This is a genomic window from Nitrospira sp., from assembly GCA_029194535.1.
GTDB lineage: Bacteria > Nitrospirota > Nitrospiria > Nitrospirales > Nitrospiraceae > Nitrospira_C.
In genome coordinates this window covers 1,018,833-1,032,675 of the sequence record JARFXR010000002.1, presented here as the reverse complement: position 1 = coordinate 1,032,675, position 13,843 = coordinate 1,018,833, and the positions used below count along the sequence as shown (strand labels likewise).

The window sequence follows — 13,843 nt, the reverse complement described above, 5'->3', positions numbered from 1 at the left end:
GCCATCGGGTGGATATCACTGCTGTCATCGATAGTCTGCATCCCCTGGAAATCAGGGTCCTCGCGGCCTTTTCGGAACGCCGCGACCGCGCGGTGGAAACAGAGCAGCTGGCCACGGTTGCCGGACTGGAGGCTTCACAAATCAGCATGGCGGTTGAGTGGCTGTTGGCCAAGTCACTCCTCGCCGTTGAGAACGAAACCGTGACTCCCATCGTGTCGTTGACCAAGACCGGTGAGCAATATTTCGAGAAACAGTCGCCGATCGAGCTGGTCTTGTCCGTCGCGCGCGAGGCGGCCGGGACCGGCAAACGCCTCACGATCCAAGATCTGCAGACCCGAGAAGGTTTGGAGCCGTCGGACGTGAGCGGAGCCATCGGGGCCTTGAAAAAAGAAGGTGCCCTCTTGATCGTTCAAGGCGGATGCCTTGAGTCGACGGGACGACCGAGCCAGACCGCCGAAACGTTGCGAGGGCTGCTCCAGCAACTCCGCAGCGGTCCCCGAGCCTTAACGACGTTCTCCGACCTCCAGCAGCGGGTGATTGATGCGCATGCCGTCAAGCGGGGGAAGATCAAGGAGCCGTTTCGGGTAGACGATCGCGTGACTCGGTGGCTGAAGCCGACCACCGAGGGCTTTGATGCGCTGAAGCACCTGTCCCGCCAGAACACGGCCGAGGAAGTCTCGCAACTGACGCCTGAACTCCTGAAAGAAGGCGGCTGGAGGACGAAGCGGTTCCGCAAGTACACCATCAGCTTGAGGGCACCCAGGATCGCTCCAGGGAGGCGTCACCCCTATCGCGAATTTCTCGATACGGTCAAGATCAAGCTCGTCAGTATGGGCTTTCAGGAAATGCGGGGGTCGCTCGTGGAAACCGAGTTCTGGGACATGGACGCGCTGTTCATGCCGCAGTTCCACCCGGCCCGGGATATTCACGACGTCTATTTCGTGAAACATCCCACGCATGCCAAAGGTCTTGCGGAACCCTATCTCACTCGTGTGAAGGAGGTCCATGAGCGCGGCGGGAATACCGGTTCAACCGGCTGGGGTTATGCGTTCGATCTCAAGCGGGCAAGTCGGTTGGTCTTGCGGAGCCAAGGTACGGCGGTCTCCGCCCACCGGTTGGCGTCTAATCCCCTGGTTCCGGGGAAGTATTTTTCAATTGCGCGCTGCTTCCGCTATGACCAGGTCGATGCGACCCATGCGACGGACTTTTTCCAGGTCGAAGGGATCGTGCTGGGCGACGACATCAATTTTCGCACCTTGCTCGGCCTCCTGAACCTCTTCGCGCGGGAAGTCGCGCAGGCAAAGGAAGTCAAGTTCCTCCCGGCCTATTTTCCTTTTACGGAGCCTTCGGTGGAGCTGCACGTACGCCACCCGCGACTCGGCTGGATCGAACTCGGCGGTGCCGGGTTGTTCCGTCCGGAGGTGGCCACGCCGCTCGGTATCCACGTGCCGGTGATTGCATGGGGGTTAGGGCTCGACCGCATGGCAATGGTGGCGCTGGGCATTCATGACATCCGCGAACTGTTCACCGACAATCTCGATCTGATCCGCTCCACGCGCGGCGCAGTCTAACTTCATGCCGACGATTACGATCTTCAGACAGGATTTCGAACAGCTGCTGGCCGGCCCGGCCAAGCCTCCGTCACCGGTGACCCTCGAGCAGCTGGACGAGTGGCTGATGTTGGTCAAGGGGGAACTCAAGGGGCAGAGCCCCGACACCGGCGAACTGCGGATCGAACTGCAGGACAGTAATCGACCCGATCTGTGGTGTTGTGAAGGCATCGCGCGACAAATCCGCATCAAGCAAGCCGGAACCAGCGCTCCCTATGGGTTTCTGTCCCTTCGGAAGCCGCCGGCGAAACAGATCGTGGTCGGAGCGGGTTTGGAAGAGTTGAGACCCTATGTGGCCGCTTGCACGGCGACCGGGTATCAGGTCACCAGGGAGGGGCTGGCGCAGCTGATCCAGACGCAGGAAAAATTGGCGGAGATCTTCGGACGCAAGCGCCGCACGGTCTCCATCGGCTTGTACCGTTTACCCGCGATCAAGTTTCCGGTTTCCTATGAAGCCGTGGCGCCTGAGAGCGCCAGATTTATCCCACTGGGGATGACGACCGTGATGACGCTCGGCGAGATGCTGCTGGTTCATCCCAAGGGGCTGGAGTTCGGCGGCATTGTTGCGGGAAAAGACCAGGTTCCGTTGCTCCTGGACGCCGAGGGACAGATTCTGTCATTCCCTCCGATCATCAACAGCAGGGAAATCGGCGAGGTCCGTGTGGGCGACGACGCCCTGTTCGTCGAAGTGACGGGGACCGACCTTCCAATGGTCATCCTGACCCTCAATATTCTTGCAGCCAACCTCGCCGACCGGGGAGCCGCGATCGAGCCTGTGGAAGTGGTCTATCCGTTCAAGACGGAATTGGGGCAGCGAGTGGTGACGCCGCGGGACTTGGGTCGAGAGCGGACGCTCTCCCTCGCCACCATCGAACGGGCGCTCGGGCAAGCGATGGACGCACGGGACGTGAGTCACGCGTTGGAGAGTTACGGCTACGAGGTGAAGGTGGGACAGGAAGACGTCACCGTGCGGCTTCCGCTCTACCGCCATGACCTCATGCACCCCATGGATCTGGTGGAGGATGTGGCGATCAGCCGGGGATTCTCCGAGTTTCTTCCCGTCATGCCGTCCCAATTCACGGTCGGCGGCCTGTCGCGCCTGGAGACGCTGTCCGATTGCGCGAGGGGCTTGATGGTCGGCATGGGCTTCCAGGAAATCATCTCAAACATTCTCGGCTCTCCCCAGTTGCTGTCCGATGCCATGCGATTGAACGGAACGGAATGGGGACGATTGGTGGAGGTCGACAATGTCATGTCGCAGAACTTCTCGGCGTTGCGCCAGTGGATGTTGCCGTCGTTGCTGCGGGTAGAAGCCGCGTCCAGCCGGGCGTTTTTCCCCCACCGACTCTTCGAAGCGGGTGAGATCGCGCGGCCTGATCCGGCTCACGAGTTGGGGGCCGACACGGTGATGGTGCTCGGCGCTCTGATCGCGCATGCGGACGCGAATTTTTCCGAGATCCACTCCTGTCTGGACGCGCTGCTGTACTATCTCGACCGGGCTTACAAGCTGGAATCGGTCCAGCATCCCTCGTTTCTCGATGGGCGGGCCGGTCGTATCGTGGGCGAGGACGGCGTGGTGCTGGGGCTCGTCGGGGAGCTACATCCAGAGGTGCTCGAACACTGGCAAATCACCGTTCCAGCCGTCTCCTTCGAGATCGACCTCTCGGCCTTCGACAAACAGCCGTGATTAGGGTAAGCCTCTGCGCGCAGATTCTGCGCGCAGAGGTGTCAAGATCCGGGGAGCGCGGTCATGCGCCGGCTGGTGCCAGCTGCTTCTTGGCCAACCCGATCAACTGCTCGAATCCGGTCGTGTCCTTGATGGCCATGTCCGAGAGGACCTTGCGATCAAGCAACACATTGGCCTTTCTCAAGGCACTGATAAAGCGACCATAGGACAAGCCGTGCGCTCTGGTCGCGGCGCTGATCCGCGCGATCCACAGTTGCCGGAAGTCCCGTTTCCGGTTCTTCCTGCCCGTATACGCATATTGCTGGCCCTTATCGACGGATTCGGTCGCCGACCGGAACAGCCGGCTCTTGGCTCCGTATTGGCCTTTGGCAAGCTTCAGCCGCTTCTTCCTTCTGGCCCGTGTTTTCGGCCCACCTTTTACGCGAGGCATGAGAGAGTACTCCTTTTCGGTTGAGTCGCAGCGATCGCTACTGATACGGGAGCAGGCGCGCCAGCGCGGCGGCCTTCGTCGGGTCCACGACGACCGACCCGCTCAAGCGGCGCTTCCGCTCGCGATTCTTGCTGGTCAGAATATGTCGCTTTCCTGCCTTCTTTCGGACGAATTTCCCGGTGCCGGTCTTGTGAAACCGCTTGCTGGCTCCGCTATGGGATTTCACCTTCACCTTCATACTCTGTTGTCCTTTGGTTAGACGTTGTTGCTCGCCGTCAGCTCTTGGGGGCGACGATCATGATGAGGCTCCGGCCTTCCATCCTGGGTGCATATTCGATCGTGCCGGTCTCGGACAGTTGCTCGATGACCGAGCTCATGAGCGAGCGGCCCATCTCCTGGTTGGCCATCTCACGTCCCCGGAAGGTCAGTGTGATCTTGGTCTTGTTTCCCTCTTCCAGAAACGACTTGATTTGTCGAACCTTGATCTCCAGGTCATGCTTGTCCGTTCTGGGACGAAGCTTGATTTCCTTCACCTGGGTCGATTTTTGATGGCGCCGGTTCTGGTGATCCTTCTTGCTCAACTCATACTTGTACTTCCCGTAGTCCATGATGCGACAGACGGGCGGAGCCGAGGTGGGTGCGACTTCCACCAGATCGTAGCCGCCTTCCTGCGCCTGCCGAAACGCTTCCGGGGTTGGCAGAATCCCGAGCTGCTCGCCCTCCGGGCCGATCACTCTGACCTCACGCACTCTGATTTCGCGGTTCACGCGCAGTTTGGGAACGATAGGCCACCTCTCATGATGTGAGTGAAAGTTGCTGTCCGGTCCGGTCGGCCTCGCGGCGGAGAAGGTCCAACACCCCGGCGATCGTCATACTCCCAAGATTGGCGCCGCTGCGTCCGCGCACGGAAACCATGCCGCTCTGTACTTCGCGGTCGCCGACCACGAACATGAAGGGGATCTTGGCTCGTTCCGCCTCTCTGATCTTGAGGCCGATCTTCTCGTTGCGGAGATCGGCGTCTGCGCGGAAACCGGCTGCCTTCAACTCAGCCGCGACCTTGGCGGCATACTCGCGTTGGTTGTCGGTGATGGCCATCACCACGGCTTGTACCGGCGCCAGCCAGGCTGGAAATGCGCCGCCGTAATGTTCGATCAAGATGCCGAAGAACCGTTCGATCGAGCCGAGAAGCGCGCGGTGAATCATGATGGGCTGATGAGCCTTGCCGTCCTCTCCGATGTAACTCAATTCAAACCGCTCCGGATTGTTGAAATCCACCTGCACGGTTGAGCATTGCCACGATCGTCCCAAGGCATCCTTGATCTTGATGTCGATCTTGGGGCCGTAAAAGGCGCCGCCGCCCGCATCCAGTTGATAGGCGATGTTCCGGCTCTTCAAGGCCGCCTCGAGCGCGCTTGTAGCCAAGCTCCAATGCTCGTCGCCACCGACCGATTCCTTCGGCCTGGTGGACAGGAAGACTTCAAACTCGGCGAATCCGAACGTCCGTAGCATGAAGAAGGTGAAGTCGAGGACACGACTGACCTCGGCTTCAATTTGGTCGGGCCGGCAAAAGAGATGGGCATCGTCCTGGGTGAACCCCCTCACTCGCAACAGGCCGTGAAGCACTCCCGTCCGTTCGTAGCGGTAGACGGTTCCGAGTTCTCCGTATCGGACGGGCAAATCGCGGTAGCTCCGAAGCCGAGATTTGTAGATCATGATGTGGTACGGACAGTTCATCGGCTTCAGCTGGTATTCGCTTCCCTCCAGCTTCATGGACGTGAACATGTTCTCGCGGTAATAGTCCACATGTCCGCTGGTTTTCCACAGATCGAGCCGGGCGACGTGCGGGGAGTACACCAGTTCGTAACCATCCTTGATGTGCTGTTCGCGCCAGAAGTTCTCGATCAGCAACCGGATCGCCGCCCCCTTCGGGTGCCATAGGACAAGGCCCGGGCCGATCTCGTCCTGAACCGAGATCAGATCCAGCTCCTTACCGACTTTCCGGTGGTCGCGACGCTTGATTTCCTCCAGGCGCGCAAGGTGAGCATCCAATTCAGTCTGCGTCGGAAAGGACGTACCGTAGATCCGTTGCAGCATCGGATTGCGCTCGTCGCCACGCCAGTAGGCTCCCGCCGTGGTCAACAGCTTGAGCGAGCCGACATGTCCGGTGCTGGGAAGATGGGGGCCACGGCAAAGATCGACGAAATCTCCCTGCGTGTAGGCCGTGATCGACTCACCGTCCGGGAATCCTTGGATGAGTTCCACCTTGTACTGCTCTCCCCGCGAGCGGAAGAATTCGATCGCCTCGGGTTTGCTGAACTCCCGTCTGCTAATGGTCAGATTGCGTCGAATGATTTCCCCGACCCGCTCTTCGATCTTGGCCAGGTCTTCGGGAGTGAAGGGACGATCGAAGGCAAAATCATAATAAAAGCCGTCCTCGAGCGCGGGGCCAATCGTCAGTTGCGCGGACGGAAACAGCTCCTTGACGGCCTGAGCCATGATGTGCGTGCTGCTGTGCCGATACACCTCGCGCCCTTCCGCACTGTCAAAACGCAGCGGTTCGATTGTGGCATCACTGGACAGCGGTTTCGAGAGATCCACCACCTGACCGTTGACTTTGGCGGCGAGAACTTGCGAGTCCAACGCGCCCAGGGATGAGAGCGCGGTTTGAACGGATTCACCACGTTCGATCGTCAGCCCCTGACCGTTTTTCAATACGACTTTCATCGGCTTATGCAATGTGCCCATGCAAAAACAACAAAGGCACCCCGCCTCGGAGAGGCATACGGATGCCCTCAGCCGAATGGTAGGCGCGGACGGTCTTGAACCGTCGACCTCTACCGTGTCAAGGTAGCGCTCTCCCCCTGAGCTACGCGCCTATCGTCCGGATGCGCATGCTAATATAGCCCCGACTTTCGTGTCAAGAAACGCAAAGGAGAAGAGGCCACGCGGGACCGCTGCGTAACCTCTTCTCCTTGTGCCCGGGGACGGCCTCTTGTCGGATAGGCGTCCGGGGTCAGCGGACCGCCGACTTCAACACCTTTCCAGCAGAAAACTTCGGCACCTTTGCAGCCGGGATCCGGAGCGTCTCGCCGGTTCTTGGATTGCGGCCCAGGCGTGCCTTTCGCCGAGAGATGGTGAAGGTGCCGAAATTCACCAGGGAAACGCGCTGACCCTTTTTCAGGGAGGAGGTGACGGCTCCGGTAAAGGCTTGGAGAGCATTTCCCGCCGCCACTTTGGTGATTCCGGCGGACGCGGCCATTTTTGCAATCACTTCTTCTTTAGTCATTATGCCCCTCCTGTCATGGTGGTTGGAATGTGCTCGGGAACTCGCCTCGATTCCAGGATTGCTCTCTTAGCAGGCTGTGGGCTCTACGTCGCGCACGCGGGCGGGCCGTCCCCGCTTCACGGGAATATGCAGATCGTGAATCTTTTTCCGCAACGTATTACGGTTCAGACCCAGCAACTCAGCCGCTTGGATCTGGTTGCCCTTGGTTTCTTGGAGCGCCCTGGTGATCAGCGGTCGTTCGATGGCCGAAATCAGCATGGGATGGAGATTCCTCCCCGATCCATTCCGCATGCCCTTGACGAAGTCGCCCATCTTTCGCTCGATAAAGTCTTCGAGGGAGGGCGCCGCCTGTCCGTTGGCGGCGCCGTGCCTGGATCGATTGAGGGCCTGCATGAATTTCGAGGCGCGACGCAGCGCCGTACGAGTGCCGGTGATGATGAGCGCCTGCGTGAGATCGAGATGACGGGGTAAAGCCGACACGGCATCATGGGTCCCAGGCTTTGCCTCAAGAATGACCGCGTCAAAGATCCGCTCGGTCGAGTCCTTTGGTAAGGCTGCAGCGTCCTTTGCGGTGGTTAGGGATGCGTCTTTGAACGCCTGCTTGAACTGAGTCTGAATATCCGAGTCACCGCTCAGCAGCAGAACGCTGAAAACCGATGGAGAGAGTGTCATGAACTACCACCCGAAGAAGAGCGTCGGATTATTGCCCAGAGCCCATTTGATGTCAACGGCGAAATATGATGCGCGCAAGGCGTCGTCGATGGCTAGGCTGATGTATGACAACGGAGCGCTCGCTTCCGTTGATCGTGCAGTTCTGCGATCGCTGATGCGAGACGGAGTCATCGTGGTTACCCGTGCATGCGTCATGTTCGCCGGACAGGAGTCTCCTGAACGTTCGCTCAGCTGTCTTGGTCGGCGACTCTCACCGTGAAGTCGCGCAATCCTCCTGTGTCATACCCGCGACGGCGGGCATCCACTCTTCGATCACGACTCAATGGTGACCAGAAGCTGAGCAGAAGACCATGACCAGGTTGTCCTTCTCCGAAGGAAGGACACAGGTCAGCGCGCCTGATGGCCGGCTGACCCACTCCGAACGCTTTAGGGGATCTTGACAACCTACAAAACAGAACGCTAACATTGCCAAATTCCGACCGGAATAGTCATGTATGAAGGTATCTCTTCGATCTACCTATGGAATTATGGCTGCCGTTGATCTGGCCATGCATAGCGGAGTCCTTCCGGTTCAGGCGAAGTCGATCGCCAAGCGGCAAGGCATTCCTGCGCGTTTTCTCGAACAGGTACTGCACGCGATGAAGAAAGCTGGGTTGGTGTCCAGTCAACGCGGCGCCCAAGGCGGATATGTGCTATCGAAGAAACCGGCAGATCTGTCCGTTGCTGAAGTGCTGGAGGCATTGGATGGCCCCTTCCTCAGCTCGGGCGGATTGAACGGCCGTCCGCATTCTCAACGAATGACGAAGTCGGATCTCTTGCTCAAAAAAGTATGGGAACGAGTTCACGAGGCAGAGCGCCACGTTTTGGAAGGCGTCACCATCGATGAGCTGGCCGGGAAGCAACGCGTCCTCGATCAACAACGTACCCTTATGTATCACATCTGAGGTTCCATCATGACCGCCAAAACCCTGACCTCCGCCACCGTCCATACACAGCCGATTCCGCCGGCGATCGCCGACGAGATCGAGACCTTTGAACAGGAAGCCAAGCGCCTACTGTCGGGAGAGATCGTCCCGGATCTGTTTAAGCCCTTTCGTTTGCAATACGGCATCTACGGGCAGAGGCAGCCCGGCGTACAGATGGTCCGCATCAAAATCCCCTTCGGCGGGCTGACCGCCAATCAACTGCGACGCCTGGCCGAACTGGCCGAACGGTATGCCACCGGAGTGGGACACGTCACCACCAGGCAGGACATCCAACTCCACTTCGTCGAACTCAAAGACGTGACGGACATCATGCGCGGGTTGGCGGAAGTCGGGTTGACCACTCGGGAAGCTTGCGCCAATACCGTGCGCAACGTGACGGGCTGCCACCTGGCCGGCATCTGCCAGGGCGAGGTGTTCGACATCACCCCCTACGCCAAGACGGTCGCCTATCACCTGTTGCGGAACCCGCTGAATCAAAGCCTGCCGCGCAAGTTCAAGATCGCCTTCTCCGGCTGCAAGCACGACTGCGCCCTGACGCCGATCCACGATATCGGGCTGTTGGCCGCCAAGCGGGAAGACGGCGCCATCGGATTTCGCATGGTCGTAGGCGGCGGACTCGGATCCGCCCCTCGCATCGCGCAAGTCCTCCGTGAGTTTACGCCGATGCACGAGTTGATTCCGAGCATCGAGGCCGTCATCAAGGTCTTCGACACCCTGGGCAACCGAAAAAATCGGAACAAAGCCCGCATGAAATTCGTGATCGACAAGCTTGGATTCGCCGAATTCAAGCGTCGGTGGGAAGACGCCTACGTAAGCATGGGGCATGCTCGTCCTGCCGACGAGCCGCTAAAGCTGCTCGAATATGAGGACAGGCCCACGCCCTTGATTATGCCGGAACCGGTGACACCAAACAGCCTATCGGGAAACGGTCGCGTCAACGGCGCGGTGCAGGAAACGCCCTTCGACATGTGGAAACGCACCAACGTGGTGCGTCAGAAGCAGGCCGGTTACCTCGCGGCAGTCGTCAAGCTGTTTATGGGCGATGTGACGGCCGACCAGATGATGCTCGTGGCCGATCTTGCGGAACGGTACTCGAATGGGAACATCCGCACCACGATCAATCAAAATCTGATCATTCGATGGATCCCGGAGCCCGCGATCAGAACCCTGTATGACGAACTGGCATCCACGGGGCTGGCCGATCCCGGAGCGGAATTGGTGGAGGATATCATCGCCTGCCCAGGCACCGACACTTGCGGCTTAGGCATCACGTCGTCCAAGGGGCTTGCGCGGGCATTGGCGGAGGTGTTCCCGGCTGGGCGCGTGCCGGAGGACTTGAAAGACGTCAGCGTCAAGATCAGCGGATGCCACAATTCGTGCGCGCAACACCACATCGCCACGATCGGCCTGCACGGGGTCGGCAAGCGCCTCGGCGAGCATACGGCGCCGTTCTACGAATTGCATCTCGGCGGCAAGGTGAACGGAACGGCCAAGATCGGCCAGATGACGGTGAAACTTCCCGCCAAGGCCGTGTCGGCCGCCATCACGCACTTGATCGATGTGTATCGTCGCGACCGCAAGCCGGGTGAGGGCCTGCCGGCATTCATCGACCGGGTCGGCAAGAACGCCCTCAAGGACGAATTGATTCCCTATACCATCGTGCCGGCCTTCGACGACGATCCCACCTTCTATTACGATTGGGAGGGAGAGGAAGAATTCGTGTTGGAGGATCTCGGGCCGGGCGAATGCGCCGGCGGTGCGCTCGAGATGATCGAGAACGGCATCCTCGAAGCGGATCAGGAGCTGTATCAGGCCCGGCTCCTGATCGACAACCATCAGTATTCCGTGTCGGTGAACAAATCGTACCGTGCGGTCCTGGCCGCCGCCAAGGCGCTCCTGGTGACCGAAGGCCTCGAGCCGTCGACCGATGCGGAAACGTTCGGTGAATTCGAACGTCGCATCGCGGGCGAGGGAGTCGTGCCGCCGCAGTATCGAGACCTGGGCCAGAAGGTCGGGGATCTGGGTCCGAAGGACACGACGTTGGAATCGGCCAAGGCCAAGATGGCGTTTGCGAAAGGGTTTGTCGATGCCTGCCGTGCGGCGACGGATCAGATGGGGAAAGATCTGAAGTTGTCACCGACCACGGAAGCGACGGAAGCGAAGGTGCCAGCGCCCCCTGCGCCGACTAAGCCAGCTGCGCCTATGCCGACCGGTGCGCCGCTGTACGATCTGCGGGGCGTCGCCTGTCCGATGAATTACGTGAAGACGAAGTTGAAGCTGGAAATGATGGATGCCGGCGAGAAACTGGAAGTGTGGCTGGACGCCGGAGAGCCGATTAAGAATGTGCCGATGAGTTTGAAGAACGACGGGCACCTCATCCATCTCCAGGAGGCGTTAGAGCCGGAGGCGGCGCATTTCCGGATCTTGGTCGAGAAAGTCGAATAGCAGGTATCGTATGACGCAGGGATCGGCTGAAGACATAGGGGTCTGGGGCGACTCATTCGCGTCGAAGCAGCCGCAGGACGTGTTGACTGCCGCGATCCAACGCTATGCGCCGAAGATCGTCCTGGCGTGCAGCTTCGGCGCGGAAGATGTTGTGTTGGTCGACATGGTGCATCGGATCAATCCGTCGGTGCCGTTGTTTTATCTCGACACGGACTTCTTGTTTCCCGAAACGTACGCGACCAGAGATCGGATCACCGAACGATACAACCTGAAGCCGGCGCAAATACGACAAGTAAGATCGCTGTTGACGCCCGTGGATCAGGCGGCTCGGCATGGAGAAGCCTTATGGGCCAGGGATCCCGATCAGTGTTGCAAGATCCGGAAGGTGGAACCGTTGGCCAGAGTATTGAAAGACTACGATGCCTGGATCACCGGCATCAGGCGAGAACAGTCTTCGACGCGAGCCAACGCCAAGTTGATCGAATGGGACCATGCCTTCGGGCTGGTCAAAATCAACCCGCTGGCGACGTGGACCTGGGCCGAGGTCTGGACGTACATCAAAGTCTACGAAGTGCCCTACAATGAATTGCACGATCGCAACTATCCCAGCATCGGCTGCACGCACTGTACGAAACCGGTGCTGCCCGGGGACGATCCTCGGTCCGGCCGGTGGCAAGGGCGTGAGAAAACGGAGTGCGGGCTCCACAAGGCCTCCTGATGGCGATGCACGAGCTCATCGCGAAAATCGCCAAGGGGCAGAAAGCGTCCAAGGACCTCACCTGGGACGAGGCCAAGCGCGCCATGAAAGCGCTCATCGAGGGCGAGGCCACTCCGGCGCAGGTCGGCGCCTTCCTGGTCGCGATGCGGGTGAAAATGGAGTCGGTCACCGAACTTGCGGCCTTTACCGCAACCGCTCGCTCCTATGTGCCGCCGGTTCGGGTGTCACAAGAACTCGGCGTGGTGGATCTGCCGAGTTACGCCGGCAAACAGGACACCTTTCATGCGCTGGCCGGCGCGGCCATCGTGGCGGCAGCGGCCGGTGCGGCCGTGCTCATGCATGGATACGACGGAATCCCCGGTCGGCCGGGCCAAGCCGGAGTCCTGGATGCATTGGGCATCCCGACCGATCTGGATGCGAAGGCCGCAGGGGAGGTCGTGACGAAAGAGGGATTCGCCTATCTGGACATCGCACTCTATCACCCTCCGCTCTACCGATTTCTTGAATTGCGGCGGGAACTCGGCGTGCGAAACGTGTTTCATCCGGTTGCGCGATTGCTCAATCCGGCCCGCAGCCGTTCTCAAGTGATAGGGTTGACCCACCCGCCCTATTTTGAAAAGACCGCGGAGGCGCTACGGATGTTGGGGGCGCCGAGAGCGCTCGTGATCCGTGGCGTCGAAGGAGATCCGGAACTGTCGATCGCGATGGTGACCAAAGTTTTGGAGCTGCGCGACGACCGGATCACTCCCCTGACCCTCGCGCCGAAAGACGTGGGGCTGAGTCTCGGGACATCGCGCGAGATGGGCGGGTTTCCGCCCGAGCAGCGGGACAAAGAGGCGCTGCTCCTCCGCCGCATCCTGCACAATCAGGTGCCGGGCGGCCCGCGCGACTGGGTGCTGTTCAACGCCGCGATGTTGCTCTATGCCGCGGGGAAGGAGTCCTCGCTGGCCGCCTGCGTGCCGCGGGCGCGGCGGGCCATCGAAAACGGCGCCGCGGCGCGAAAGCTCGAAGCGCTCAGCCGGCAGTCCATCGTCGCGGTTTCGGGCGGTTGATGCGTACGTGAGGAGAGGATCGACCCGTGAAGCATTTGCGTCAGCTTGAAGATCAAAGCGTGTACATTCTTCGTGAAGCGTACAAGCATTTCGACAACCTGGCCATGCTCTGGTCGATGGGGAAGGATTCGACCGTCCTGTTATGGCTGGCGCGCAAGGCCTTCTTCGGCCACGTCCCCTTTCCCCTGCTGCATGTGGATACCAGCTACAAGATTCCCGCCATGATCGAGTATCGGGACCGATTGGCGCGCGAGTGGCATCTCAATCTCGTCGTCGGGCAAAACAAGGAAGCGCTCGCCGCCGGCATGAATCACACGTTGGGCCGGGTGACCTGTTGCACGGCGCTCAAGACGAACGGTCTGAAGCAGCTGCTTGAACAAAAGGGCTACACGGGCGTGATCCTCGGCGTTCGGGCGGACGAAGAGGGGACCAGGGCGAAGGAGCGCTACTTCTCACCGAGGGACAAGCACGGCGACTGGGATTTTCGGGATCAGCCGCCGGAGCTTTGGGACCAGTTCAAGACGACCTTTCCGCCCGGGACCCATATCCGCATTCACCCGTTGTTGGATTGGACGGAGATCAACATCTGGGAATACATCAAGTTGGAGAATATCCCCTTCATCGACTTGTACCTCGACAAGGGCGACGGCTCCCGGTATCGGAGCCTCGGATGCGCCCCCTGCACGATGCCGATCAAATCGACGGCCAAGAGCGTGGACGACATTATCGAGGAACTGCGCCACACAACGGTGGCGGAGCGATCCGGCCGCGCGCAAGACGAGGGACGCGGGATGGAACTCCTACGCAAAGACGGGTACATGTAGCCAGAATGCTGACACAGGCATCCAGCTTCCTTCTCGGCTCTAAACAATCCTCAACGTACAACAAAACGTACGCCTCGGGTTGTTTCTCGCCTGCGGCGATGCTGGCTGTCCGTTTGAGGATTCCGTCAAGAGT

Annotated in this window: 13 protein-coding genes and 1 tRNA gene; 7 read left to right on the top strand and 7 right to left on the bottom strand. The window is 59.8% G+C overall.

Translation table 11 applies throughout. The features are described 5' to 3' along the window. Positions 1–8: 8 nt before the first annotated feature. Both P0111_16360 and pheT read left to right on the top strand, forming a co-directional pair. Positions 9–1,571, top strand: coding sequence for a phenylalanine--tRNA ligase subunit alpha (locus P0111_16360; protein ID MDF0645605.1), 1,563 nt, complete (start codon positions 9–11; stop codon positions 1,569–1,571). Between the two features lie 4 nt (positions 1,572–1,575). Beyond that, positions 1,576–3,297: a phenylalanine--tRNA ligase subunit beta gene (gene pheT, locus P0111_16355; protein MDF0645604.1), complete on the top strand. Its 1,722-nt coding sequence runs from the start codon at positions 1,576–1,578 to the stop codon at positions 3,295–3,297. Between the two features lie 61 nt (positions 3,298–3,358). Here pheT and rplT read toward each other — a convergent pair whose 3' ends face one another. The 7 genes from rplT to P0111_16320 form a co-directional block, all read right to left on the bottom strand. After that, entirely contained in the window at positions 3,359–3,727 is a 369-nt protein-coding gene (gene rplT, locus P0111_16350) for a 50S ribosomal protein L20 (GenBank protein MDF0645603.1), read from the bottom strand. Between the two features lie 37 nt (positions 3,728–3,764). Then, complete coding sequence (gene rpmI, locus P0111_16345) at positions 3,765–3,965, bottom strand: 50S ribosomal protein L35 (protein MDF0645602.1); 201 nt, start codon at positions 3,963–3,965, stop codon at positions 3,765–3,767. Positions 3,966–4,002: 37 nt separating this feature from the next. Continuing rightward, positions 4,003–4,494 carry a translation initiation factor IF-3 gene (gene infC / locus P0111_16340; protein MDF0645601.1) on the bottom strand — a complete coding sequence of 164 codons (492 nt, stop codon included), beginning with the start codon at positions 4,492–4,494 and terminating at the stop codon, positions 4,003–4,005. A gap of 28 nt (positions 4,495–4,522) precedes the next feature. Next, positions 4,523–6,472 carry a threonine--tRNA ligase gene (gene thrS, locus P0111_16335; GenBank protein MDF0645600.1) on the bottom strand — a complete coding sequence of 650 codons (1,950 nt, stop codon included), beginning with the start codon at positions 6,470–6,472 and terminating at the stop codon, positions 4,523–4,525. A gap of 56 nt (positions 6,473–6,528) precedes the next feature. Further along, a tRNA-Val gene (locus tag P0111_16330) sits at positions 6,529–6,603 on the bottom strand. Between the two features lie 137 nt (positions 6,604–6,740). Further along, positions 6,741–7,013 (bottom strand): HU family DNA-binding protein, encoded by a 273-nt coding sequence (locus tag P0111_16325; GenBank protein ID MDF0645599.1) that lies wholly within the window; start codon positions 7,011–7,013, stop codon positions 6,741–6,743. 66 nt (positions 7,014–7,079) lie between these two features. After that, positions 7,080–7,685: a helix-turn-helix domain-containing protein gene (locus P0111_16320; GenBank protein MDF0645598.1), complete on the bottom strand. Its 606-nt coding sequence runs from the start codon at positions 7,683–7,685 to the stop codon at positions 7,080–7,082. A gap of 494 nt (positions 7,686–8,179) precedes the next feature. On the opposite strand from P0111_16320, the gene P0111_16315 reads away from it, so the two are divergent. The 5 genes from P0111_16315 to P0111_16295 are packed head-to-tail and all read left to right on the top strand — an operon-like array spanning position 8,180 to position 13,710. After that, entirely contained in the window at positions 8,180–8,629 is a 450-nt protein-coding gene (locus P0111_16315; GenBank protein MDF0645597.1) for an Rrf2 family transcriptional regulator, read from the top strand. Between the two features lie 9 nt (positions 8,630–8,638). Beyond that, complete coding sequence (locus P0111_16310; GenBank protein ID MDF0645596.1) at positions 8,639–11,116, top strand: sulfurtransferase TusA family protein; 2,478 nt, start codon at positions 8,639–8,641, stop codon at positions 11,114–11,116. A gap of 10 nt (positions 11,117–11,126) precedes the next feature. Continuing rightward, the gene (locus P0111_16305; protein MDF0645595.1) at positions 11,127–11,834 is read left to right on the top strand and encodes a phosphoadenylyl-sulfate reductase; all 708 of its coding nucleotides are present in this window, start codon (positions 11,127–11,129) and stop codon (positions 11,832–11,834) included. Continuing rightward, positions 11,834–12,886 (top strand): anthranilate phosphoribosyltransferase, encoded by a 1,053-nt coding sequence (gene trpD, locus P0111_16300; GenBank protein MDF0645594.1) that lies wholly within the window; start codon positions 11,834–11,836, stop codon positions 12,884–12,886. The genes P0111_16305 and trpD overlap by 1 nt, the downstream gene beginning before the upstream one ends. 26 nt (positions 12,887–12,912) lie before the next feature. Further along, complete coding sequence (locus tag P0111_16295) at positions 12,913–13,710, top strand: sulfate adenylyltransferase subunit 2 (GenBank protein MDF0645593.1); 798 nt, start codon at positions 12,913–12,915, stop codon at positions 13,708–13,710. Positions 13,711–13,843: the final 133 nt, after the last annotated feature.

Excerpts from the sequence above, each read along its gene's own strand:
- P0111_16325 (MDF0645599.1), bottom strand. The coding sequence starts at position 7,013 with ATGACTAAAGAAGAAGTGATTGCAAAAATGGCCGCGTCCGCCGGAATC.
- P0111_16305 (MDF0645595.1), top strand. The coding sequence starts at position 11,127 with ATGACGCAGGGATCGGCTGAAGACATAGGGGTCTGGGGCGACTCATTC.
- thrS (MDF0645600.1), bottom strand. The coding sequence starts at position 6,472 with ATGGGCACATTGCATAAGCCGATGAAAGTCGTATTGAAAAACGGTCAG.
- trpD (MDF0645594.1), top strand. The coding sequence starts at position 11,834 with ATGGCGATGCACGAGCTCATCGCGAAAATCGCCAAGGGGCAGAAAGCG.
- P0111_16320 (MDF0645598.1), bottom strand. The coding sequence starts at position 7,685 with ATGACACTCTCTCCATCGGTTTTCAGCGTTCTGCTGCTGAGCGGTGAC.
- rplT (MDF0645603.1), bottom strand. The coding sequence starts at position 3,727 with ATGCCTCGCGTAAAAGGTGGGCCGAAAACACGGGCCAGAAGGAAGAAG.
- P0111_16310 (MDF0645596.1), top strand. The coding sequence starts at position 8,639 with ATGACCGCCAAAACCCTGACCTCCGCCACCGTCCATACACAGCCGATT.
- P0111_16315 (MDF0645597.1), top strand. The coding sequence starts at position 8,180 with ATGAAGGTATCTCTTCGATCTACCTATGGAATTATGGCTGCCGTTGAT.
- rpmI (MDF0645602.1), bottom strand. The coding sequence starts at position 3,965 with ATGAAGGTGAAGGTGAAATCCCATAGCGGAGCCAGCAAGCGGTTTCAC.
- pheT (MDF0645604.1), top strand. The coding sequence starts at position 1,576 with ATGCCGACGATTACGATCTTCAGACAGGATTTCGAACAGCTGCTGGCC.